This is a genomic window from Rahnella sikkimica, from assembly GCF_002951615.1.
GTDB classification, from domain to species: domain Bacteria; phylum Pseudomonadota; class Gammaproteobacteria; order Enterobacterales; family Enterobacteriaceae; genus Rahnella; species Rahnella sikkimica.
The window spans coordinates 4,279,458-4,302,864 of sequence record NZ_CP019062.1 but is presented as its reverse complement, the minus strand read 5'-3'; the positions used below and the strand labels follow the sequence as shown (position 1 = coordinate 4,302,864).

The following is a 23,407-nucleotide window of genomic DNA, read 5'->3' as shown; positions in this document are numbered from 1 at the left end:
GTGGCCGTGCAGAAGTACGAATTTTTGACGGACATGATGTAGAAGCCGCTAAGTGCATTATGGAGGTGTTTCGTGACTGAAAGTGTTAATGAAATACCTGCGCCAGAATCTTGCATACTTTTTGCGACAGCAGATTGGGACGAACCTTACTGGACGAATAAACAGCACAGCGCCAAAGCACTTGCTGATCTTGGCGTAGAAGTACTCTATGTGGAGAGCGTCGGCTTACGTGCACCCAGCGCTGCAAGCAAACGTGACTGGCAGCGCCTGAGGGAACGTTTGACGAAAGGATTGCGCTCATTGCTCATTGGCGCCCCACAGCGGGCTCCCCATATACGCGTACTTTCACCCCTGTTGATCCCTGCAGGTTACCGATATCCGCTGACCCGCTGGTTAAATCGTTGGTTACTTAAATTCACGATCTGGCGCAATATGCCAGCTAAAGTAAGTAAACCGCCACTGGTGTGGACTTACCATCCGTTTATGCTGGATCTATTTTCATCTCTGAAAAGCAGCGCCTTGCTGTATCACTGCGTTGATGATTTGGCCGCTGTGCCAGGCATTGATGCAGTTGCCTTTCGCGAGGCGGAGGAACGTTTACTAAAGCAAGCGGATATTGTCTTTGCTACTGCGCCGGCACTCGCCGAACGATGCTCTCAATTTAACGCTAACACACACTTTCTTCCCAATGTGGTCGATGCAGAACACTTTGGTAAAGCCCTGGATAAAAAGGATTTACCTGCTGATCTGGCCTGCATTCCTGAACCCAGATTAGGCTATCACGGTGTGCTTTCCGATTTTAAAATCGATTTCCAGTTGCTGCTCGCATCAGCACGGATGAAGCCCGACTGGCATTGGGTTTTTATTGGTGCGGAACGGGAAGGGCAAAAAAGTGCTTTAGTCGCAGAGTTAGCTAAACTGCCCAATGTGCATTTTTTGGGCTACCGTGCTTATCACGTACTTCCAGACTATCTTCGTGGGATCCAGGTGGGCCTGTTGCCTTCCCTGATAAATGAATATACACGCTCTATGTTTCCTATGAAGTATTATGAATATTTGGCAGCAGGTATTCCTGTGGTGTCGACACCACTTTCATTCTCTCAATCGAACTGTGAAGGAATGCTCGTTGCAAACACTGCCGGAGATTTTGTCACCGCTATAGAACAACAACTTTTGCGAAATCGATTCACCAGAGTCGAAGTCAATGTATTAGTCGGAGATAATACTTGGTCTGGAAGGCTGTCTAAAATGCTGACAGCGTTAAATGGTACCTCTATATGATAGTAAACGGCGTTAATTTTTTTGGCCCTTTTGAAGCACGAGATAGCATCGGACGTGTTGCAGCTCTAAATATAGAATGTCTAAAGTCTTCAAATATCCCCTGCGACATACATCTTCTTTCGCGTCCTGGTCCGAAAGAAATTGTTGATTATGCTAATAATATTGATGACAATTTAATTTCTTCGCTAAATCATAAAATTAACATTTTCCATTTTAACGCCCGCAGAGTTCCGTTGTATTTTTCTCGTTTGGGTAAGGATTCATTAAAAGGTTTTTATAATATTGGCTTTTGGGTTCATGAGATGCCCACCATACCAAGTCAATGGGCAAGGCAACTAGAGTTCTTTGATGAAATTTGGACTCCATCATCTTTATGTCAGTCAGCTGTTTCGCTGTCGGCAAATATTCCTGTTGTAAAAATGCCCTACCCTATCGAGAAAAATCCGATAAATAATAGGATGGTAGAGCGCGCGGACGGTAAATCATTTGATGTGTTTAATTTCTTAGCCGTTTTTGATGTTTTCAGTGATGCTGAAAGAAAAAATCCTCTTTTTGTTATTAGGGCCTTCCTCGAAGCTCATGCTGGTAATCCTGCAGTAAAATTAATAATGAAAACTCGCAATCTCGATCAAGATAAGATGCTTGCAGAGAAGTTGCGCAGCATATGCATGTTACATAAGAATGTCATAGTGCTTAATGGATATATGGAAGCAGCTGAGTTGAAAGCGTTGTATGACTCAGCCGATGCTTATGTTTCATTACATCGCGCTGAAGGTTTTGGTTTAACAATCTCTGATGCGATGAGCCGCGGGATTCCCGTTCTTGTCACGGGGTATTCGGGCAACATGGATTTTTGTAACTCAGCAGATTCAAGGCTGGTTGCTTATGAATTAAAATCCGTAGGGCACAACCGTCCCCGATACCGCCATGACGACGTATGGGCGGAACCTGATCTCGAAGATGCGGCTGAAGCTTTCAGTGATCTTGTTCAAAACCACACCGCCTGGATTAAAAAAGCGGTAAGAGCGAGGTCGCGTTTGGCGCGGGAATTCTCAATAGAATCTATTGGCCATCTTATGAAAGATCGAATAGATCTTATCGGGAGAAATTTTTACTTCCCTGATGACATGAATGAGAGGCATATCGACTTTGAAGTTGGTGTGTGCAATACCTACGGGTTTTAATGCCTCTTCTACTGACATACTATCTTCGAGTTGAATTATGGAAATTTATTTATTGAGACACGGCACGAGTCTTGCGAACGAACAACAACTCGTTTGTGGCTCATCCGATTATGCTTTATCAGGTAAAGGAATAGAACAAGCTTCAAGAGTTTGTCAGGAACTTAGTAGGATTCCATTTACTCGTATTTATTCTTCACCGCTTTCCCGTGCAGTCAATACTATTGCTGAATTGAATAGCCCAATAATTGTGAACATAGAAGATCAGATCAAAGAACTGAATACAGGTGACGTAAGCCATATAACCCTGCCAGAACTTTGGTCACGCGATGAGCGTTACCGTCAGCCGTGGTTATCACCTGATTTACAATATCCCGGTGGGGAAACTTTTCGGGAAATGGTTGCTCGTATTTCAGAATGGTATAATACTCGTGCAAAGTACTGGTCTGATAGCGATAAAATATTAATCGTCGGACACGAAGGGACTCTGCGTTCAATTTATCTCAATTTAATGCACCTGGAACTCACTGATTACCCAGACTTTCCTATTGGTAATTGCGATTGTCTTTACTTTGAGAACAGTGATAACAAAGTTATTCGTTTTGAGCACATCAAATTGAATGGGACAGAAGGAGAGCTCAATTGAACCGGGTACTCTTAACGACTTTCCCAGGTGCATTCATGCATGATGGTGGCGGAGAGCGAGAAATACATTTACTTAACGAAGCGCTAAATCGATCGGGAATGATTTCTGATATTTACGGACCATCATCCCGCTCAATCAATGCATACCAGTCTGCTATACATTTCTCAATGGCTGGCGGCTCTGAACACGTTATTACCTCTGCCGCTGAAAATGGGCTCAGACTAATACTTTGGCCAAATCTCTGGTTTGTGGAATCTCCTTCGCCTGAAAGCATTCAACAGTTAAAATTTTTACTGGGCTATTTTCATGCCGTTGTTTTTCGTTCAAAAGCAGAAGAAGATCATTTCCGTCATTACCTTGATCTCGAAGGAAAAGATATAATCAGAGTATCTCCACTCATTTCACCTAAATTCTTTCGAAAAGATGTCACCGATGTTTTCAGAGAGTCTTATGGCTTAGATTCATACGCAATATGGACAGGTATTATTGAGCCCCAGAAAAATCAGCTAGCGGCGGTTCGTGTATTCAATGAGCTGGAGATGGATCTCATTATTTCCGGTGGAGTCCGAGATCAGAGCTATGCAGATGAATGTAAACGTCAGGCTGGAAGTAATATCAAATTTATACCCGCAATTCCTTTCGGCTCCGAGCAACATTTGTCAGCATTAGCTCACAGCAAAATGGTCGTTGAACTTCCTTTCGATTTCCCGGGTACTTCCGCAATTGAATCAGCGGCATTAGGCACTAAATTATTACTTTCTAAATCTGACTGGACTGAAGAAATGCTGGGGCCTTATTGTACACAAGTGGATCCTTTTAACGATAACGAAATACAAAATGCGGCAGTTCATTTGTTGCAACAGCATAAAACTCAGCATGCACTTCCTCAGAATAACTTTGTGAACATGTTTGATGCGATCTCTCCATTAGTTCATTATTTACAGTCCATGTAATTTAGGTATATTAATATATGAAAGTTATTTTTGACTGCACTGCCCTCAATAATTGGATTGGTAAACCTACAGGCATTCAAAGGGTTATATGTGAATTAGGAAAGTCGTTAGCTCATGCCATGCCAGGAGCTATTACTGCAATTTTTGATTCTCAAGGTGAATGCTATGCTTATTCGCCTGATTCAAGAATTGTTGGAGAGCGTCTATCCGTTAATCGCGGTGACATGATTTTCGCTTCAGGGCACGACTGGGATTATCCTGATCACTTCGCTCACCTTTGTAATCACGCTAATAATGGCATAAGTCTCGCAGTACTTTTTTACGATATTATTCCGATCAAGTTCCCATTCACATATACAGAAGAATTTGTTTCACGATTTGAGCACTGGCTTCAGCAGGCGCTTAGCGTCGCAAGTTTATGCTTTACGATTTCGCTCAGCACCCGTTCTGATTTACTTGAATACGCAAGAAGTTTAAATATTTCAGTTCCCGATATAAACATATTGCGTATCGGTGATAATATCCCGACACAAGGAAATACGGTTTCAGAAAAAATACGAGAGAAACAACAAGAAGAATATATATTATCAGTAGGCACTATTGAGTATCGTAAAAATCATATTATCTTGCTTAATTCCTATCGTTATATGATCCAAAACCTTGGAGAAAAAATCCCTAAACTTTATATTGCAGGCAGACAAGGGCTCTATGATGCTAATGTTAGCCTTCAGGTCGAAGGTGATCCCTTGTTAAAGGGAAAAGTAGAAATACTGTCAGGGCTGGATGACTCCGATCTAGGTGCTTTATATTCTTCCGCGATGTTTACTGTCTATCCTTCAGTATACGAAGGATGGGGCCTGCCAGTAGCCGAAAGCCTTTGTTACGGTGTTCCCTGCATTACATCTCGCAGTTCAAGCATGCTTGAGATTGCTCCCGGACTCACTCCTTTTGCCGATCCTCTTATGACGAATGAATGGATCGAAAATATGAGATTGTGGATTGAATCTCCGAAAGAATTGGCGAATGCAAGAGAGCAAATTAAGAATAGCTACCATAGAGTTAGCTGGGATGATACGGCTGGTTTACTGAAAAACCATTTGGAGAATTTTGAAGTAAAATTTGCGGATCAGGATCCAAGCAAAGAGGTACTCTTAAATGAATAGATCCGAAGCAGGAAAGCATAATGTTATTTTCGGTGTTTACCCTTGGGCTTTTGATTGCCCTGGTGGGGGTGAGCGTCAATTAATGGCCTGGAAGTTTCATCTAGAATCACAGGGACATAATATCAGATTGTATGATCCCTGGAAGCCGGTCCCTGAAGAGTCTAAAATATTTCATTTCTTTTCTGTCATGCCTGGTTCATTTCAATTATGTGAGTACTTCAAAAACAAAGGCTATGCTTTAGTCATAACCCCCAATCTATGGGTTACTCCAGAAACAAAATGGAATTATCCACATGATGACATTCAGCGTTTAATTTCTATTACAGATAGAGTTGTCGTCAATTCATTACTGGAAGCACAAGCGCTGAGTGAAGTTTATAATATTGATATCACACGTTTCCGTGTGGTTTATAATGGTGTGGAGCAGAGTTTTTTCCAGCCTGCGCATCCTGAACTGTTTCGAGCTTACAGTGGCTTAGAAAATAAACGCTATCTACTCAATGTTGCTAACGTTGAGTCCCGTAAGAATCAGCTACTTTTCTTAGAAGCACTTAAAAACTATCCCGACCTCACACTGGTGGTGATAGGGCATGCACGCGATGCAGAATATCTTGAAGAATGTAAGCGCGTAGGGAAAGAACAATTCCATTATATCGGCCCTCTCGAATACGGTTCTGAATTATTACGTTCTGCAATGGCAGGAAGCGAAGCTTTTGTGATGCCCAGTACTCTGGAAACGCCAAGCATTGCTGCTCTTGAAGCTGCAGCATCGGGATGTCGAATTCTGGTGACAAAGGTGGGTTCAACCACAGAGTATTTTGGTGAAAAGGCTATATACATCGAACCCGACTCTATACAATCGATGAGCGATGGCATTAGGCAGATATTTATGATGCCCGTTGGTTGTTTACGCGAAAGAATTCACGATGAATTTACCTGGGGAAATGTGATTTGCGATCTTGAAAAAGTATACACAGAATTATTATCTGAATGCGGAGAGTAGAATGAAAGAGAGAGACCCCAGACTTTATATAGATTGCACTTCGACATTTCGCAGCGGTCTTAATACTGGTGTGCAACGTGTTGTACGTGCTTTAATTAAAGAAGTTAAGACTTTCTCAGAAATCACTCAGCTAGACTGCATCCCTATTTGTTATCAATTTAACGGATTCTATACATTAGAAGATGCACAAAACATTACTCTTGATACTCTTGCCGATTTTAAAGCAGTAGATTTTAATTTTAAGGATGTTTATCTTTGCCCTGATGCATTTTGGAGTTATGGAATGACATCATGGTTCGATTATTTTCGGGATCAGGGCGTTCGGATTGCGACTGTTGTTTATGATCTTATTCCTATTGTTAATCCCGAGTTTTGTGATGCTGCAGCAATAAAAGAGTTCGAGTCAGCGTTACTTGTTACAGTCAAAAAATCTGATATTTTATTCACTATTTCAAAGTCTACTCGCAGAGATCTCATCGAGTACTGTTCCTCAATAGGAGAAGACCTGGATAAAGAACGCTGTCTGGTCATCCCACTTGCACCAGCGCTTCAGGCTGATAAAGAAAATATCGACTCAAAGCGTTTACCTGATGAGCCATTTTTTCTTATGGTGGGCACTGTAGAACCGCGGCGTGGATATATTGAAGCAATTTCTGAATATCAGGCCTACTTAGCTGCTGGAGGAAACTCTTCGTTGCTCATTATCGGGAAAGAGGGGGGGTCGTCAGAAGAAGTTATTCGCTCTATCAGCCAAACAAGCAATAAAGTTAAATGGTTGACTAACGCCAGTGATGCTGAACTTATGTCTGCTTATCAAAAAGCGTTGGCTGTGATTTGTCCATCTAAAAGCGAAGGATATGGGATGTCTGTTTCAGAAGGACTAGCCTATAACGGTTTGGTTTTGGCAAATCGCTTGCCTGTATTTGGAGAGTTCGCTGGTTCGAGTCCTTATTATTTTGACATTGGCCGGAAAGGTGATCTTGCACGCTTATTAGGCGAGTCTACTGATTTAACTCATGACACTCAAGCAAGCGACATGGGCACCTGGAGTAATACTGCAAAAACGATAGCTTCTGAAATAGTAAAAATATCCCCCTCTCATGGTCGTCACAAGGCAATCGAGTTAAGAAAAAACTCCGAAGAAGCCATTCGATGGGCTTATTGGTTATTATTTGACCGTCAATGTTCTGCTGAAGAAGTGGAGAACTGGCTCAAGTTTGAAAAAGTCCAAGATATGTATGATGCATTACAATATGAAAGCAGGACGCTTGGTTCTCCTTTGGGCAAAGATTCAATTCGTTGGCTTCAATTAGTTATTAACGAGCGAGACGCTGTTGATAATGATGAGGTTGAATACTGGCTTAGCCAGTATAAATCTGTTGAGGAATTACGGAACACGCTGATGCTGGAGCATTACAAATTAGATGCGCCAGTCTCGAAGCTTTTTATGCGATGGGCACTTACGGCTTACTTTGGGGAAACCAACCCACCACCGGAGGAATTCGCAGTCGGGCTTGAAGGTGAAGGAACAAATCGTGATTTTCTCACAAAAATCCGAATCAAAGCCTCAATAAACTAATTAAAAGTCTCTTGATAAAATCCAGAGATCAGTAACATAAGGGAGATTTACGTGAAAATATTACAGATGGCAACTTATGATGTTGAACAACCCGATCATGGAGGGAAGCTGCGTAGTCATCATATACGAAGAAGCTTGCGAACCCAGTTTACTGTTGAGACGTTATCGTTTGAATGGAATGATGAAGAAGATGCCTCCTCTCTTTCTGTCCAATTAGATCAGAATCGCTGGGCTGAATTCGGCATCAGCGGGATGCTATCTGACTGGGGTATATGTGTTTTTCTTGAAAAATCAGAAAAATGTTATGAGCAAGTATGCCGGAATGTCCGAGCATTCTCCCCAGAAATAATCTTGCTCGAACAACCCTTTCTCTGGCCCTTAGTTGAGCGCTTCATTAATGATGGCACGCTTTCCCCAAGCGTTAAGGTAATATATAGCTCTCACAATATTGAAGTTGTGATGAAGCGCCAGATTTATCAAGATCTATTTAGTCCAGAAATAGCCAAACAATACACCGATTATGTCGATAATATTGAACGCGGTGTCATCAATTATTGTTCCGGAGCGATTGCGGTTTCTGAAATTGATGCAAAATATATTAATAAAATTAGCCCTGGCACACAGGTTCAGATATATTTCAATGGCCACTCCCGCCCACAAAATGGACCGGAAGATAAAAAATGGCAATCCCGCTTTGCAAACCGGGACGCAAACTGGGTGTTTGTTGGTAGCTGGCATCCCCCGAATATAAATGGGTTACGTGATCTTGTAATATCATTGTCTCGTCAGGAAGGCGATAAAGATTTCGCCATGTGGGTACTAGGAAGTGTGGGCAACGGATTAGCAGCAACAACGCCTAATTTTGATGCTAAAGATTATCCCTGGTTAAATATCACAGGACTGGTGAGCGCGGAAGACATAGATTCGGCGATTTTATGCTCAAGCGGCATTGTTTTGCCGATCTGGGAAGGAGGCGGTTCAAATCTCAAAACTGCTCAAGCGCTTTTATCCACTAAATGCATCCTCGGATCAGAATTCTCATTTAGAGCATTCGAGCATGTTCTCGACGAGCCAGGGGTATTTTTAGTTAAAGATGCCGATAGCCTTGCCAAGCTGGTGACAGAAACCCATCCAGAGCCAAACTATATACGAAGTGAAAAAGTATATGCTCTTGAGTGGGAGCGAGTTCTTCAAACTTTGCCTAACTTTGTATTAAAAATATTCGATTCGAGTGAGGAAGAATACCGTTCATGAAAGTGATTTTTGATTGCACATCTTTAACCAACTGGACAGGGCACCCGACGGGTATTCAACGGGTTGTATCAGAAATTGGTAATGAGTTATTAAAATGCCTGCCAAGTGTGTACTTGGGGATATTTCAATCAGATGGTATCTGCCTGAAATATAATTTAGAGCAACGAACCACTGGCGAAACAGTCAATTTAAACGCTAATGATATCGTTATAACTGCAGGTTCTAACTGGGACTTTAAAGAACACCACAAAATTCTTTTAGGGTTACGTAAAAAAGGTATCAAACTAGGGATTTTATTCTACGATGCGATCCCATGCATATTGCCTTTTACATACGGCCCCGGATTCGCAGATATTTATAAAGAATGGTTAATTGAAACTATTGGTGCCTGTGACATCGCCTTTGCAATTTCTGAAAATACTAAGCGTGATTTGAAAAACTTCGCTGATGAGCACCGTCTCATTTTACCCGAAGTTAAAGTTGTACGTCTTGGTGATGATATACCCGCAGCTGCGGGAGCTCCCAGTGAGGAGATCATTAAAAAAACAAGTGAGCCTTATTTATTAACCGTCGGGTCAATTGAATATCGTAAAAACCACATAATGCTACTTAATGCCTGGCGATATATGATTGAAGAACAAAATTATATACCTCCAAAACTGTACATTGTCGGCAGGCAAGGATGGTTGGACAACGATATAGAATATCAAATCGAAAACGATTTACGCTTAAAAGGGCGTGTGGAGATTCTCAAGGGACTCCAGGATATTGATCTGCGCGTATTATATGAAAAAACAATGTTCACACTTTATCCATCATTTTACGAGGGATGGGGTTTACCCATTGCAGAGAGTTTATGTTTTGGCAAACCTTGCATCGCTTCACGTTCATCTTCTATGGTGGAAATTGCGCCGGGTTTAGTACGCCATGCTCATCCGTTGCTACTTAATGAATGGGTTGAGCAGATTCGTTTATTGGCAGATAATCCAGCTGAATTAAAAAATGAATGTGCGCGTGTAAAAAGAACTTATAAGCAATCAAGTTGGATAGATACTGCTCTCCAAATGCGTGATGGGTTATTTTGCAGCCACCCGGAAATAATGGAGATGGATGAATGAGTTTTTACTTCGATTACTCGACGATGGTTGGATGGGAAGGTACTCCAACGGGGATCCCCCGAACGGTTTATTATCTCGCTCAAGAACTTTCTGGGCTGGTAGATGATTTTAAATTAGTTGCGATTAATGATAATCTGGGTTCATTTCATCTTGTTGAATTTACGGGAGAAAAAGCCACATTAAAGGAAAAGGTAGATTTTCAGGCAGGAGACATCTTTTTCTCTGCAGGTGCTAATTGGGCATTTGCTTGTTACAACACAGAAATTCGTCGTCTGAAAGAAATAGGTGTAAAATACGCCCAGCTATTTTACGATATCATCCCGGAGTTATTCCCGTATTTTTACAAAGATGGGATTGGTTTTGGGGACTATATTGGCAATTGGGTCGATCAAACAGTGACTCTCTGCGACCAATCTTTTTCCATTTCGGAATGCACAAAAAAAGATATTGTCCTGCGTAGCAACAAGCTTGGGGTCGACATGTCTGGTATGCAAGTTATCAGACTTGGGGATGATTTCGTGGCTAGCCCCTCTGATAATGCTGAATATTGTAAGCGCTATACTCAGGGAGAACGTTTCATCCTTTGTGTTGGAACGTTGGAAATTAGGAAGAATCAGGTAGCGCTTCTCCACGCTTACCGCATACTAAGTCAGCGCCATCCAAGCCTTTTGCCTAAGCTTGTGCTAGTTGGTCGAAAAGGATGGATAGACAGTGAGGTTGCATTCCAGGTCGCCAATGACCGGGACTTAAACGGGCTCGTCGATGTTATCACTGATGCGAGTGACATTGAATTAAGTTGGCTGTACTCAAACTGCTTGTTTACACTGTTTCCCGCACTTTATGAAGGATGGGGTCTTCCGATAGCTGAAAGCCTCTGGCATGGTAAGCCTTGTATTAGTTCTAATAGCTCAAGCATGGTTGAAATCGCTCCAGAACTTACTATTTTTGCATCACCCTACTCGGTAGAGAATTGGGCTGATCAGATAGAAGCCCTTCTCTTTGAACCTGGTAAGCTGGCTGAACAGACAGAGAAGGTTATACGCGAGTATGTGCCTACAGAGTGGCGCGATACGGCCGCAACAATTAAAGATATGATTTTGAAGAGTGTACAAAGTGAATAAGACTGCCGTTATTACAGGAATTACTGGTCAAGATGGTGCCTATTTGGCGGAACTTTTGCTGAGCAAAGGGTATACAGTTTATGGTACATACCGTCGTACCAGCTCTGTAAATTTCTGGCGTATCGAAGAATTGGGGATCGAAAATCATTCCAACCTTCATTTGGTAGAATATGATCTGACCGATCTTTCTTCCAGTATTCGTCTGCTTCAAAATAGCGGGGCAACTGAAGTTTATAACCTCGCAGCGCAGAGCTTTGTGGGCGTGTCATTTGAACAACCCGTCACAACAGCCGAAATTACAGGCATTGGTCCTCTGAATTTGCTGGAAGCAATCCGAATTGTGAATCCTAAGATCCGCTTTTATCAGGCATCAACTTCTGAGATGTTTGGTAAAGTGCAGGCGATTCCACAGTCCGAATCAACACCATTCTATCCCCGCAGCCCATATGGTGTGGCAAAGCTGTACGCACATTGGATGACAATCAACTATCGTGAAAGCTACGATATCTTTGCCTGCAGCGGGATACTTTTCAACCATGAATCACCACTGCGTGGCCGCGAATTTGTCACGCGCAAAATCACTGACTCCGTTGCCAAAATTAAACTGGGCAAACTGGATGTTCTGGAGCTGGGTAACCTGGACGCTAAGCGTGACTGGGGCTTTGCCAAAGAGTATGTGGAAGGCATGTGGCGTATGCTGCAAGCAGATGAACCAGATTCCTACGTACTGGCCACCAACCGTACTGAAACTGTGCGTGATTTCGTGCTTATGTCCTTTAAAGCAGCCGGAATTAACGTTGAATTCAGTGGCCATGCAGAAGAGGAAATTGCCGTTGACGTTGCGACGGGTAAAACCGTTGTTCGTATCAGCCCTAAATTCTATCGCCCTGCAGAGGTTGAACTCCTGATCGGTGACCCTGCTAAAGCAAAAGAAAAATTAGGTTGGGAACCACAAACTACGCTAGAACAACTGTGCCAAATGATGGTTGAAGAAGATATGCGTCGCAACGAAGCAGGATTCTCATTCTAATATGACACAACGTGCGCTGATCACTGGCTTAAACGGTTTCACTGGCCAATATATGGCCCGAGAACTGGCCCACGCCGGTTATGAAGTACATGGTCTTGAGATCCCGGCAGCAACAGCTGCCGGGGATCGTCAAGTCGATCTCTGCGACCCTGAGGCCGTCCGGCAGGCGATAAAGGCGATTAAACCCAATGTGGTTGTACATCTCGCCGCAATTGCCTTTGTTGCACATGGTAATGCAGATGATTTTTATCGCGTAAATCTCATGGGCACCCGGAATCTGTTGGCAGCCCTGTCTGACGTAGCCGGCAATCTTGATTGTGTTCTGCTCGCCAGTAGTGCCAACATTTACGGCAACCGCACCGAAGGGATCCTTACTGAGGATAGCCTGCCAGACCCCGCTAACGATTATGCCGTAAGCAAATTAGCGATGGAGCACATGGCGCGGTTGTGGATGGATAAATTGCCCATTGTGATTGCACGCCCGTTCAACTACACCGGCGTGGGTCAAAGTGAAAACTTTCTGATCCCTAAGATAGTCTCCCACTTTCGCCGGAAAGAAAAACGCATTGAGTTAGGCAATCTTGATGTGTGGCGTGATTTTAACAATGTACGCTCTGTGTGCAGCGCTTATGCAAATCTCTTAAAAGTAGGCCCGGTTGGGGAAACTTTTAATGTTTGCTCCGGCGTTGGCACCTCACTAAGAGAAGTTGTTTCAGCTTTGGAAAATCTGGCTGGATACAAAATTGAGCTGAGTGTTAACCCTGCATTTGTTCGTGCTAATGAAGTTAAAATTTTAACAGGCAGCGCTGAACGCCTGTCCTCAGTCATTCCCGCCTGGAAACCCATTCCACTGGAAGAAACATTACGGTGGATGTACTCAGTATAAACGACAGTATACAGATGTTTTTTATCATCTCTGTAGGCTGACAGCTTTACTCACTCCTTCGAAAAAAGAATTTTCTTTAATGAAAAAACGCAGCTGGATTATTCATAAAAAAATCTGATTTCGAAGGAGAGTGAAGGGTTTATGTTTCAATCTCATAAGGGGTCATGGGTTACTAATGCGTATTCTTCATTTTTTTAAAACCTACTACCCTGTTGCTTTTGGTGGCGTTCAGCAGGTTATTTATCAGCTGGCTGAAGGGGCATGTCGCAATGGTGCTGAGGTGGATGTACTTTCACTCACTCACGAGAAGACATCACATGATAGCAAGATCGGCAACCATAATGTCCATACATCAAAGCAGGATCTGTACATCGCCTCAACGGGCTTCTCTTTATCCGCGTTTCGCGATTTCCGTCGTTTGGCAGAAAAAGCCGATGTAATACATTACCACTTTCCCTGGCCCTATATGGATTTGGTGCATTTTATCGTGCGGCCTGATAAGCCTGCCGTGGTGACGTATCATTCAGATATTGTGAAGCAGAAGCATTTACTGCGACTTTATCAACCCCTTATGAGGCGTTTTCTAAATGATGTTGATGCTGTCGTTGCATCGTCACCAAACTATGTCCAGACCAGCCCTGTCTTAAATACCTTAAAAAAACCCGTAGAAGTCATTCCTTTTGGTCTCGACGGTTCATCTTATCCTCAGGCACATGCCGCAGTGAGGGATAAATGGCGGGCATTATTCCAGGGGCGGTTTTTCTTATTCATTGGTTTCCTGCGATATTATAAAGGGATCTCCTACCTTCTTGATGCTATTGCCGGGCTGGACTATCCACTGGTCATTATTGGTGAAGGGCCTTGTGAACAGGAATTAAAAGCTCAGGCTGCGCGTTTAAAGTTAAAAAACATACATTTCGTGGGCGCTGTATCTGACGAAGATAAGTTCGCATTGCTTGAACTTTGCTATTCAGTGGTCTTTCCGTCGCATCTTCGTTCAGAAGCTTTTGGCATGACTCTCCTTGAGGCCGCGATGTATGGAAAACCCATGATTTCCTGTGAAATAGGGACTGGCACAACGTTCATCAATCTGCATGAACAAACCGGGCTCGTGGTTAAACCTACCGATCCTGTATCTCTGCGCGCGGCACTCGTTAGCCTCTGGACAGAGCCTGCCAGAGCTTTGCAAATGGGGGAAAATGCAAAAAGCCGCTTTGACCAAATGTTCACAGCAGATCGCATGGTTGAAAGTTACATGTCGCTTTATCTAAAAGTGATAGCGGAGCATCAAGCGAAATGAGCCTGAGCAAAGAATCAGTCTTAGTGACAGGCGCAAATGGTTTTATAGGGAATGCCGTCGCCAGCAGCATTGAAGCCGCCGGTATGAAGGTTCGCCGGGCAATACGCCAAAAATGCGCTGACACGACAGCCTGGCAAAGCCCTGATCTTGATGAAATAGCTGACTGGTCTGAAGGTTTGCAAGAGATTAATTACGTTATCCATTGTTCTGCACGCGTGCATCAGATGCAGGATAGCGCTTCAGACCCATTATCAGAATTTAGGAAAGTGAATACGGCGGGAACCCTAGCCCTGGCAGAACAGGCTGCGCGGGCCGGTGTTTCACGCTTTGTTTTTTTGAGTTCATGCAAAGTTAATGGCGAACAGTCAACGAAAGGAAAACCCTTCAAGGAGGAAATTCAGTCACCTCCGCAGGATCCTTACGGTCTTTCAAAATACGAAGCTGAATCAGGCTTACTCGAAATTTCCGCCAAAACGGGGATGGAAGTCGTTATTCTCCGTTTGCCCTTGGTTTACGGGCCTGAAGTTAAAGCAAATTTCGCACTACTCATGAAAATTATTACACTTGGCCTTCCGTTGCCATTTGCTACTGTAGATAATCGGCGTAGCTTATTGTCCCTGGACAATCTGTGCGATTTCATTTTAACAGTGATAACTCATCCGGCAGCTGCAGATGAGGTCTTTATGATTGCTGATGCACCAGCAGTATCAACATCGGAGCTGATCCGAATGATTGCAGAGGCGAAGGGTAAACCTGCTTTGCTATTCCCATTCCCTATCCCTTTGCTGAAAGGAATTGCGTCAATAGCAGGCAAAAGGCACGCAATAGATCGTCTGGTCGGATCCCTGGAACTGGATACCCACAAAGCAAATACCTTGCTGGGATGGCATCCGCCATTTAAGACTCATGAAGCTCTTAGAAAAATGTTTAATAATGGATAATTCTTCCGCATGCTCCTTTCTATCTTATTGATAAGTGTATTGTTATCCTGGTTATTGACCGCAGTGTTTCGTCAGTACGCTATTCGTCACCATGTTATGGATATTCCCAACGCTCGCAGCTCGCATAGCGTTCCCACCCCAAGGGGTGGCGGGATGGCTGTCGTGATCTCTTTTTTGATTGCTCTCACGGGGTTTTGTGGCACCGTTATTGGCTTTTCGTCAATCTGGCTTTGGATAACGCTAGCTCTTTTACTGATTGCCGCTGTTGGCTTTATAGATGATCATCGTTCGTTGTCTCCCCGCCTCAGGCTGAGCGTTCAATTCTTATCTGCCGCGCTGGTATTGCTGGGTATGGGTAATGTGCCCGCTTTGTCTCTGGCGGGCTGGATTTTTCCGCCGGCCTGGTGGATCTGGGGCTTATTGGCTATCGGGTTGGTATGGTTCATCAACCTCTACAATTTTATGGATGGGATCGACGGCCTGGCATCAGGTGAAGCGATAATCGTTGGCATCGCCATTTCAGTTTTACACTGGATTGAAGGCGATAGTTCCGCAGTCAGCTATATCTCGCTGATATTATCCGCAACATGTCTGGGCTTTTTCTTCTGGAATCGCCCTCCGGCTAAAATCTTCATGGGCGACGGATGCAGCGGATTTTTGGGGCTGGCAATGGGCACGATGATGCTCGTTGATGCGATGAAGGATCCTGAACGCTTATGGGCATGGTTGATATTGCTGGGCGTTTTCGTTGTCGATGCAACCTGGACACTACTGACAAGATGGAAGCAAGGCAATCGTTTGAGTGAAGCGCATAGATCTCATGCTTATCAGCAGGCAGCGCTGCGTTGGGGACACGGCAAAGTCACGGCCAGCGTAGCCGGCATTACCTTGATATGGCTCATGCCGATGGCCTGGCTGGTCTTCTCCGACCGATGCTATGGCATAGTGGCATTAGTGATAGCATATGCCCCCTTATGTGTTATGGCTAAGCGATTGAACGCGGGAAGAATGTGATGAATAAAAAATCAGTCCCGGCCCTTGTGTGTTTCCATCTATTGGAATTGCTCGGTTCCATGTCACGTTTTGGTAAACGCTTCATTTCAGTAATAGCAGACATCCTGATGATTGCTCTCGCTTTTTGGGGCGGGTACTGGGTCAGATTAGATAATGCGTTTCCAATCACCAGTATTAAGCATTGGGTTTTGTTGCTGGCGTTGTGCTTGTTTAGTGTTTTTGTTTTTGCGCGACTTGGCCTCTACCGGGCGGTATTACGTTTTGTCAGTTTCCGCGTACTCTGGACGATTGCTTTAGGAACAGGGGCTTCCACTCTTTTCTTAGTGATGAGCGCTTTTTACTTCAGCATTTTTCTTCCCCGTACGGTAACAATTATCTACTTCGCCTTCATGGTCCTGTTTGTGGGGGGCGTTCGTCTTTTTTTTCGGGCCCTTCTCAACATTACCCGCGTGGTGCGCACCCCTGTCATTATCTACGGCGCGGGTGCCGCTGGCCGTCAATTGCAAATGGCTTTACTGCAAGGGAATGAGTTTTACCCTGTTGCCTTTGTTGATGATGACCCTGCAACGCATGGCTATCAGCTTCAGGGAGCATCGGTTCATCCGCCTTCAAATATCGCACATTTGCTAACCCGGCATCATGCCGAGAAGATTTTGCTGGCGATACCCAGTATTTCCCGCTCAAGGCGTCAGGATGTCCTGCAATCTCTGGAAGCTTTCCCGTGTGAGATTCTGTCCATTCCCGGAATGTCTGATCTTGTTAATGGGCTCGCCACGATCAGTGAGTTGAGATATGTATCAATTGAAGATCTGCTCGGGCGAGTGCCGGTAGAACCCTTTGATGAATTGATGAACGCCGACATTCACGGAAAATGCGTGATGGTGACAGGGGCTGGCGGCTCAATCGGTTCAGAATTATGCCGTCAAATTATTGCCTGCCGCCCTGCTCGCCTTGTTCTTTTTGAGCTCTCCGAATTTGGCCTTTATACCATCCATTCGGCTCTGACCGAGCTGGAAAGCGAGGTGGAGATCATCCCTCTGCTGGGATCCGTTCAGCGTAAAAGCAGACTAGTCACGATAATGAAGCAGTTTGCGGTTGAAACTGTTTACCATGCTGCAGCCTATAAACATGTCCCCTGGTTGAGTACAACGTTGTCGAGGGCGTGAGAAACAACGTATTCGGTACATGGTATTGCGCACAAGCGGCACTTGAAGCCAGGGTAAGCACTTTTGTTTTAATTTCGACCGACAAATCAGTGCGCCCGACAAACACGATGGGTGCATCCAAACGTCTGGCGGAGTTAATTTTGCAGGCTCTGGCAAAAGAAAACCATGAAACCAAATTTTGCATGGTTCGTTTCGGGAATGTGCTGGGTTCTTCAGGCTCTGTTGTTCCATTATTCAGGGAACAGATCCGTCGTGGAGGCCCGGTAACCGTTACCCATCAGGATATTATCCGTTATTTCATGACGATACCCGAAGCCGCGCAACTGGTCATTCAGGCTGGTGCAATGGGTGAAGGTGGTGACGTATTTGTACTGGATATGGGAAATCCGGTGAAAATTATGGATCTTGCAAAACGAATGATTCGGCTAAGTGGCCTTGCGGTTCGTGATAAAGATCATCCGGAAGGGGATATTGATATCAAAGTGACGGGATTAAGGCCGGGCGAAAAGCTTTATGAAGAGTTACTTATCGGTGGTGATGTCAGTGATACCCCTCATCCCCGTATTCTAAAAGCGACCGAACTGGATATGCCGTGGGTATTGTTGGAGCAAAAACTTCGGGAGCTGGATAATGCGTGCCACCTCTTTCAACACGAAAAAATACGGGAATTACTGATGGAGCTTCCATTATTATTTGTCCCTAAAGATGAAATTTGCGATCTTGTTTGGTCATCCAGATCTCCAGCCCAGAAAAAGCTGCAGTAACACAAATAAATCACTTATCCAGCCGGCCTGTTGCTGGCATTTTTTAAAAACCATCTTGGAGTGCCCCCGAGCTCGTAGGCAAATCTGGCCTATATTTTGAGCATAGGAGGAGTCTATGGGCACACAACGATTTACCCCTGAATTTAAGGAAGAAGCTGTCCGGCAGATCACTGAGCGCGGCTATTCCGTTGCCGACGTTTCAGAACGACTTGGGGTTTCAGCACACAGTCTTTATAAATGGCTGCGTTCAATAAGACCTGATAACAGCGGGCATCAGGCTCAGGATTTACTGGATGCAAGAACGGAGATCCTCAGGCTGAAAGCGCAGCTCAAACGTACTGAGGAAGAACGGGATATCCTGAAAAAGGCAGCGCGGTACTTTGCAAGAGAGCCCGACTAAAGTACCGCTTCATCAACGATCACCGTGATATCTGGTCGATCGCAGTGATGTGTCGGGTTCTGAAAGTTGCCCGTGCCGGCTTTTATGCCTGGCTTCATTGTCCTGTCTCTGCAGGAGAAAAGGATAACCAGCGATTATTGCAATTAATCCGCGACTCTTATGCACTGAGCTGCGGTGTTTACGGCTATCGCAGGGTTCACTGCGACCTACGTGAAGTCGGTGAAGCGTGCAGCAGAAACCGGGTAGCCAAGATCATGAAACAAAACAGGATACTGGCCATACATGGTTATAAAATACCCCGTGGAACCAGAGGACGTCCGTCACTGATAGCACCTAACCGCCTGCAGCGGGAGTTCACGGTTGTGAAACCCAATCAGGTCTGGGTAACGGATATTACTTATATACGTACCTGGCAGGGCTGGCTCTACCTGGCCGTGGTCATCGATCTCTTTGCCCGTAATGTGGTGGGCTGGTCAATGAAACCGACTCTGTCGCGTGAACTTGCACTGGATGCACTGCTGATGGCCGTCTGGAGGCGTAAACCTGCCGAAAGCGTGATGGTACACAGCGATCAGGGCAGCCAGTACGGTAGTGATGACTGGCAACGGTTCTGCCGGGGCAATAATCTGACCCCGAGCATGAGTCGCCGTGGCAACTGCTGGGATAATGCTGTGGCAGAATCGTTCTTCAGTTCGCTAAAAAAAGAGCGTGTCAGAAAGCGAATATATAAAACCCGGGACATGGCCCGGGCGGATATCTTCGATTAAATTGAAGTGTTCTACAACCGAACCCGACGCCACAGTCATCTTGGTGGTGTCAGCCCTGAGGCCTTCGAAAAGGCCTCACCGTGAGGACAGGAACTGTCTACGGAATCGAGGGCACTCCAAGCATAATGTTTTCCTGAGACGTATTTGCTCTGGTTATCGGTAAAAAAGTCTGCGAACACAACATACTAGAACTGTGCACAAAACGCGCATACAAACCGAACACATATAGACCTGTAACCAAGATTTACCGTATAATCCCGCACCTCGGCCCTTTAGCTCAGTTGGTTAGAGCACGCGACTCATAATCGCTTGGTCGCTGGTTCAAGTCCAGCAAGGGCCACCAAATTTTAGTTTCAGATTCAAACGATTAAGCCACTTCGCAAGAAGTGGCTTTTTTGTTAAGCGAAGTCAATGCCCCCTTTTTGTCCCCCCAGCGAAAAACTAAGTGCCACGACTGCTCTTCTCCCTGAAAACAGTGCCAGTCTAAACTGAAGTATCCGGTCTTTCTTTCATCTCACTGAGAGGCATATAAACCATGAAAAAGACCCGTTATACCGAAAAACAGATAGCATTTTCCCTTAAACAGGCCGAAACCGGCACTCGGGTGGAGGAAATGTGCAGAAAGATGGGTATTTCTGAAGCCACTTTTTATAACTGGAAGAAAAAATTTGGCGGGATGCCCGTAACAGAACTGCGCCGTTTGCGGCAGCTTGAGGACGAAAACCAACGGCTTAAGCGTCTGGTGGCGGACCTCAGTCTGGATAAGGAAATGCTCCAGGATGTCATTCGAAAAAAGTTCTGAGGCCCATTCAGAAGGGTGAAGCGGTGACTTACCTGCTGGACGCCTATCGTATCGGGCTGCGTCGTGGTTGCCGCTTAATGATGCAGAGTCGCACGGTATACCTCTATCACAGTTGTCGTAAGGGATCATCGCCAACTCGTTATGTTTTTGATATCGGCTCACCGATATTTCGCTGTAGCACCCTACCTGCCGTAAATACCTCACTCCTTTTACCGGTTATCATTGTTGTGCGCATAAGTAACCCCGACCGCTTTACTTCAACATCAGCAAGCAGCTTTAGCAAGACCTGTTAACATCTGTTGCGAGTAGCCAGGATGAGGTTACTGATTTCTTGTTAATACAAATATCGGCAAACTCACCACTTCTGAGCTGTCGGTAAAAACATCTCCGGGTACAATGTCAACACGCCATGAAGGACCCTGTTTTACAGAACAGTCCAAACGACCGAAGTAACTTTTTTGAATGTAATTTTTCATGGACACATCAACAAACCGATTCGAGTTGAAATCACTCATATTATGACCAAAGTATTGTTCGGCCGCCGCCGCATCGTAAATAGTATGTCCATGATCGGTTGGCCTGACCTTGTCACGTGAATGACTTTCTAATATTGCTTCTCTTGTTTCATGTATAGCATTCTGTGACAGCGAACTATAAGTCGTCATCCCTCCACTTGCTTTACATAGCCCCGATAAATCATCAGCCATTTTCCTGACCTGGTCTTCTTCAAACAGCGCTGTTTCAAAAACGAATAGCCGGGGATTTAGGGAGGTGACGTACCATTGCTCAGAAAGTAACTTGTCTGGCGTAGCACCTTTGTATTTATTGAGATCAGCACTTTTCATCGAAGACACACACCCCGACAACAACACAGAGAATATGGCAGTAACAACCGTGCACCGAACTATTTTCATATGACGATTCATCCCTAAAATGGTGGTCGAAGGACTCTTTAAGTTAGCCCTAACTATCTTGCATTAAAGATTGCACCGCAGATATATCGAAAAATAACTGAGTAGCCTTTACTTTTCAGGGCAGCAGGCTTTTCTCACTGAATATTTTAACGCATATGGGTGTCGCTATCTGGACAATAATCCGGTTGCGGTTCCATGACCTCTGTAATCTACCAGATGGGCTATATGCAACTATCGTCATTTCATTCCTGGTTTTGTGTCTTTTGCTGTACCACCTGTACCACTTTGCGTTTAACCCAATGCTGGCGCGGCTTGCAGCTGGTACAGGTAGGTAAAATTGACCTAAACCAACCTGTACCTGTGTTATGAGATAAACACCATCGCCGCATCTTCGCCGATAAGGCCGGAAACCGGAAGTGAGAAGAATGAAGTCAGCCCGTATTAGGTGGTTGGACTGAGCGGCACCTACGTGGCGACTAAAAATGTCAGCGTAACCGCCGGAATTGATAACGTGTTCGACAAGCGCCAGTTCCGCGCGGGTAATACCCAAACCGTAGGTAACGCCACCACCAACGCCTATATGTATGGCGCGGGTGCAGCGACCTACAACGAGCCGGGCCAGACTTTCTATATGAGCCTGAATACGCACTTCTAAGCCCAGCCTCTGAACTGCAAAAAAGCCACCCGCAAAGGTAATGCTGATCGTTTAAGAGAACTTGAACGATCCTGCAGTTAGGCGACAATCTGGCTCAAACATCGTTTGAGCCAGACACCTTATGAGCCTACTTTCCGAACAACTTCAGGTTGCCGCCGCATTTAACTACCCTGAATCTATTGATTCTTTTCAAAAAAATATTCCTCTCGAATGGATTGAACAAGCTCTCAGTCAAACCGGCAGAGCGACTGTTCGCAGACGAAGATTTCCCGCTGAACAGGTCGTCTGGCTTGTCCTTGGAATTGCTTTGATGCGTAACCGTTCTATTTCTGATGTCTGCGATAAACTCGATTTAGCCTTTCCTGACAGCCACGGTAATTTCTCGCCCATGGCAACGAGTAGTCTGGTCAAAGCCAGGCAGCGCCTGGGGTTCGAGCCCCTTCGACATCTTTTCTATTCCACCTCTGAGCAGTGGGACAAAGAAGATACGGAAAAATTTGTATGTGGCCTCAAAGTATTCAGCGTCGACGGAACCCAATTCAGAGCCCCGGATACTCCTGAGAATAAATCCTTTGGTTTTGCTTCCGGTAGTAACTCATTCCCTTCGGTTTTACTCGTTGCGCTTATGTCTGCGCGCAGTCATTTGATCACTGATGTTGCATTTGGGCCGGTAAAGAACAGCGAAATATATTATGCACAACAGTTGGTTAGCTCCGTTCAGGAAAACTCACTGACCCTCTTTGACCGGGCTTACTTTTCCGCAGAACTTTTACTTTCCTGGGAAGGCGCAGGAGCGAATACACACTGGCTAACACCGGTGAAAAGTAAAATGAGGCACAAAGTTATCGAGCAGTATTCTGAATACGATCAGCTTATTGAAATGCCGGTTTCTCCGCAGGCCAGAAAACAGTTCCCGCATCTTCCCCACACATGGTTGGCTCGTAAGGTATTGATAATAAAACCTTCTGGAGAGATAAAAGAATTCATTACATCAATGAAAGACCCTGAAAAATATCCTTTCGAAGACATCATTCAAGTGTACTGGGAAAGATGGGAAATAGAACAAGGTTACAGCGAGCTAAAATGCAGTCAGTTGGGAAATACAAATATCTTAAGAAGCCAAAAACCGGCGGGGATCTACCAGGAAATTTGGGGAATATTAATTAGTTACAATCTCGTTCGATTGGAAATGAGGCGAATGGCTGATGACTTCAATGTCCACCCTTTGCGCATAAGCTTCATAAATGCATTGCGGCTGATACAAGAGGAATTTTTGTGGTGTTCAGGGCGAACGCCGGGAACAATACCTAGAAAACTAAGAGACTTACGAGAGTCAGGTAAGCGATTAATCTTACCTGAAAAACGCAAAAGGCCAGCTTATCCAAGAGAAGTACTGGCTCGCCCTGCAAAGTATCCAACTAAAAAGAAAGCCGCTCGTTCTTAAGCGAGCGGCATTACCCGCAAAGGTG

General features: G+C 44.8%; 17 protein-coding genes, 1 tRNA gene and 4 pseudogenes. 21 read left to right on the top strand and 1 reads right to left on the bottom strand.

All coding sequences use genetic code 11. The features are described from left to right. The first annotated feature begins 72 nt into the window (after window positions 1-72). The 19 genes and pseudogenes from BV494_RS19905 to BV494_RS19810 form a co-directional block, all read left to right on the top strand. A complete protein-coding gene (locus BV494_RS19905; protein ID WP_104924389.1) occupies window positions 73-1,281 on the top strand; it encodes a glycosyltransferase in 1,209 nt (402 codons plus the stop codon). Beyond that, a complete protein-coding gene (locus BV494_RS19900; RefSeq protein WP_104924388.1) occupies window positions 1,278-2,465 on the top strand; it encodes a glycosyltransferase in 1,188 nt (395 codons plus the stop codon). Before BV494_RS19905 ends, BV494_RS19900 begins: the two co-directional genes overlap by 4 nt. Before the next feature lie 37 nt (window positions 2,466-2,502). Then, window positions 2,503-3,108 (top strand): histidine phosphatase family protein, encoded by a 606-nt coding sequence (locus tag BV494_RS19895; RefSeq protein ID WP_104924387.1) that lies wholly within the window; start codon window positions 2,503-2,505, stop codon window positions 3,106-3,108. A gap of 35 nt (window positions 3,109-3,143) precedes the next feature. Next, the gene (locus tag BV494_RS19890; RefSeq protein ID WP_192938041.1) at window positions 3,144-4,061 is read left to right on the top strand and encodes a glycosyltransferase family protein; all 918 of its coding nucleotides are present in this window, start codon (window positions 3,144-3,146) and stop codon (window positions 4,059-4,061) included. 17 nt (window positions 4,062-4,078) lie between these two features. Then, entirely contained in the window at window positions 4,079-5,224 is a 1,146-nt protein-coding gene (locus BV494_RS19885) for a glycosyltransferase family 4 protein (RefSeq protein ID WP_104924385.1), read from the top strand. Next, entirely contained in the window at window positions 5,217-6,227 is a 1,011-nt protein-coding gene (locus BV494_RS19880) for a glycosyltransferase family 4 protein (RefSeq protein ID WP_104924384.1), read from the top strand. The genes BV494_RS19885 and BV494_RS19880 overlap by 8 nt, the downstream gene beginning before the upstream one ends. A gap of 1 nt (window position 6,228) precedes the next feature. Beyond that, window positions 6,229-7,806 (top strand): glycosyltransferase family 4 protein, encoded by a 1,578-nt coding sequence (locus BV494_RS19875; protein WP_104924383.1) that lies wholly within the window; start codon window positions 6,229-6,231, stop codon window positions 7,804-7,806. A gap of 51 nt (window positions 7,807-7,857) precedes the next feature. Then, a complete protein-coding gene (locus BV494_RS19870) occupies window positions 7,858-9,060 on the top strand; it encodes a hypothetical protein (protein WP_104924382.1) in 1,203 nt (400 codons plus the stop codon). Then, window positions 9,057-10,178: a glycosyltransferase family 4 protein gene (locus BV494_RS19865; RefSeq protein WP_104924381.1), complete on the top strand. Its 1,122-nt coding sequence runs from the start codon at window positions 9,057-9,059 to the stop codon at window positions 10,176-10,178. The genes BV494_RS19870 and BV494_RS19865 overlap by 4 nt, the downstream gene beginning before the upstream one ends. Further along, complete coding sequence (locus BV494_RS19860) at window positions 10,175-11,299, top strand: glycosyltransferase family 4 protein (RefSeq protein ID WP_104924380.1); 1,125 nt, start codon at window positions 10,175-10,177, stop codon at window positions 11,297-11,299. Before BV494_RS19865 ends, BV494_RS19860 begins: the two co-directional genes overlap by 4 nt. Continuing rightward, window positions 11,292-12,329, top strand: a complete 1,038-nt coding sequence (gmd, locus tag BV494_RS19855) for a GDP-mannose 4,6-dehydratase (protein ID WP_104924379.1) — start codon at window positions 11,292-11,294, stop codon at window positions 12,327-12,329. The genes BV494_RS19860 and gmd overlap by 8 nt, the downstream gene beginning before the upstream one ends. Before the next feature lies 1 nt (window position 12,330). Then, entirely contained in the window at window positions 12,331-13,215 is an 885-nt protein-coding gene (locus tag BV494_RS19850; RefSeq protein ID WP_104924378.1) for a GDP-mannose 4,6-dehydratase, read from the top strand. Between the two features lie 175 nt (window positions 13,216-13,390). Continuing rightward, window positions 13,391-14,515 carry a glycosyltransferase family 4 protein gene (locus BV494_RS19845; protein ID WP_104924377.1) on the top strand — a complete coding sequence of 375 codons (1,125 nt, stop codon included), beginning with the start codon at window positions 13,391-13,393 and terminating at the stop codon, window positions 14,513-14,515. Next, window positions 14,512-15,456 (top strand): UDP-glucose 4-epimerase family protein, encoded by a 945-nt coding sequence (locus tag BV494_RS19840; protein WP_104924376.1) that lies wholly within the window; start codon window positions 14,512-14,514, stop codon window positions 15,454-15,456. Before BV494_RS19845 ends, BV494_RS19840 begins: the two co-directional genes overlap by 4 nt. Before the next feature lie 153 nt (window positions 15,457-15,609). Next, window positions 15,610-16,470: an MraY family glycosyltransferase gene (locus BV494_RS19835; protein ID WP_226789991.1), complete on the top strand. Its 861-nt coding sequence runs from the start codon at window positions 15,610-15,612 to the stop codon at window positions 16,468-16,470. Further along, a pseudogene (locus BV494_RS19830) lies at window positions 16,470-18,400 on the top strand (polysaccharide biosynthesis protein). Before BV494_RS19835 ends, BV494_RS19830 begins: the two are co-directional and overlap by 1 nt. Window positions 18,401-18,515: 115 nt before the next feature. Then, window positions 18,516-19,651, top strand: a pseudogene (locus BV494_RS19820) (IS3 family transposase). Between the two features lie 182 nt (window positions 19,652-19,833). Continuing rightward, a tRNA-Ile gene (locus BV494_RS19815) sits at window positions 19,834-19,910 on the top strand. Window positions 19,911-20,102: 192 nt separating this feature from the next. Continuing rightward, window positions 20,103-20,542: pseudogene (locus BV494_RS19810) on the top strand (transposase); the annotation flags it as partial. Window positions 20,543-20,689: 147 nt separating this feature from the next. Here BV494_RS19810 and BV494_RS19805 read toward each other — a convergent pair. After that, on the bottom strand, window positions 20,690-21,214 hold the full coding sequence (locus tag BV494_RS19805; protein ID WP_192938040.1) for a hypothetical protein: 525 nt from the start codon (window positions 21,212-21,214) through the stop codon (window positions 20,690-20,692). A gap of 478 nt (window positions 21,215-21,692) precedes the next feature. Here BV494_RS19805 and BV494_RS19800 point away from each other — a divergent pair. Beyond that, window positions 21,693-21,938, top strand: a pseudogene (locus BV494_RS19800) (TonB-dependent siderophore receptor); the annotation flags it as partial. A gap of 121 nt (window positions 21,939-22,059) precedes the next feature. Continuing rightward, window positions 22,060-23,382: an IS4 family transposase gene (locus tag BV494_RS19795; protein ID WP_104921321.1), complete on the top strand. Its 1,323-nt coding sequence runs from the start codon at window positions 22,060-22,062 to the stop codon at window positions 23,380-23,382. Window positions 23,383-23,407: the final 25 nt, after the last annotated feature.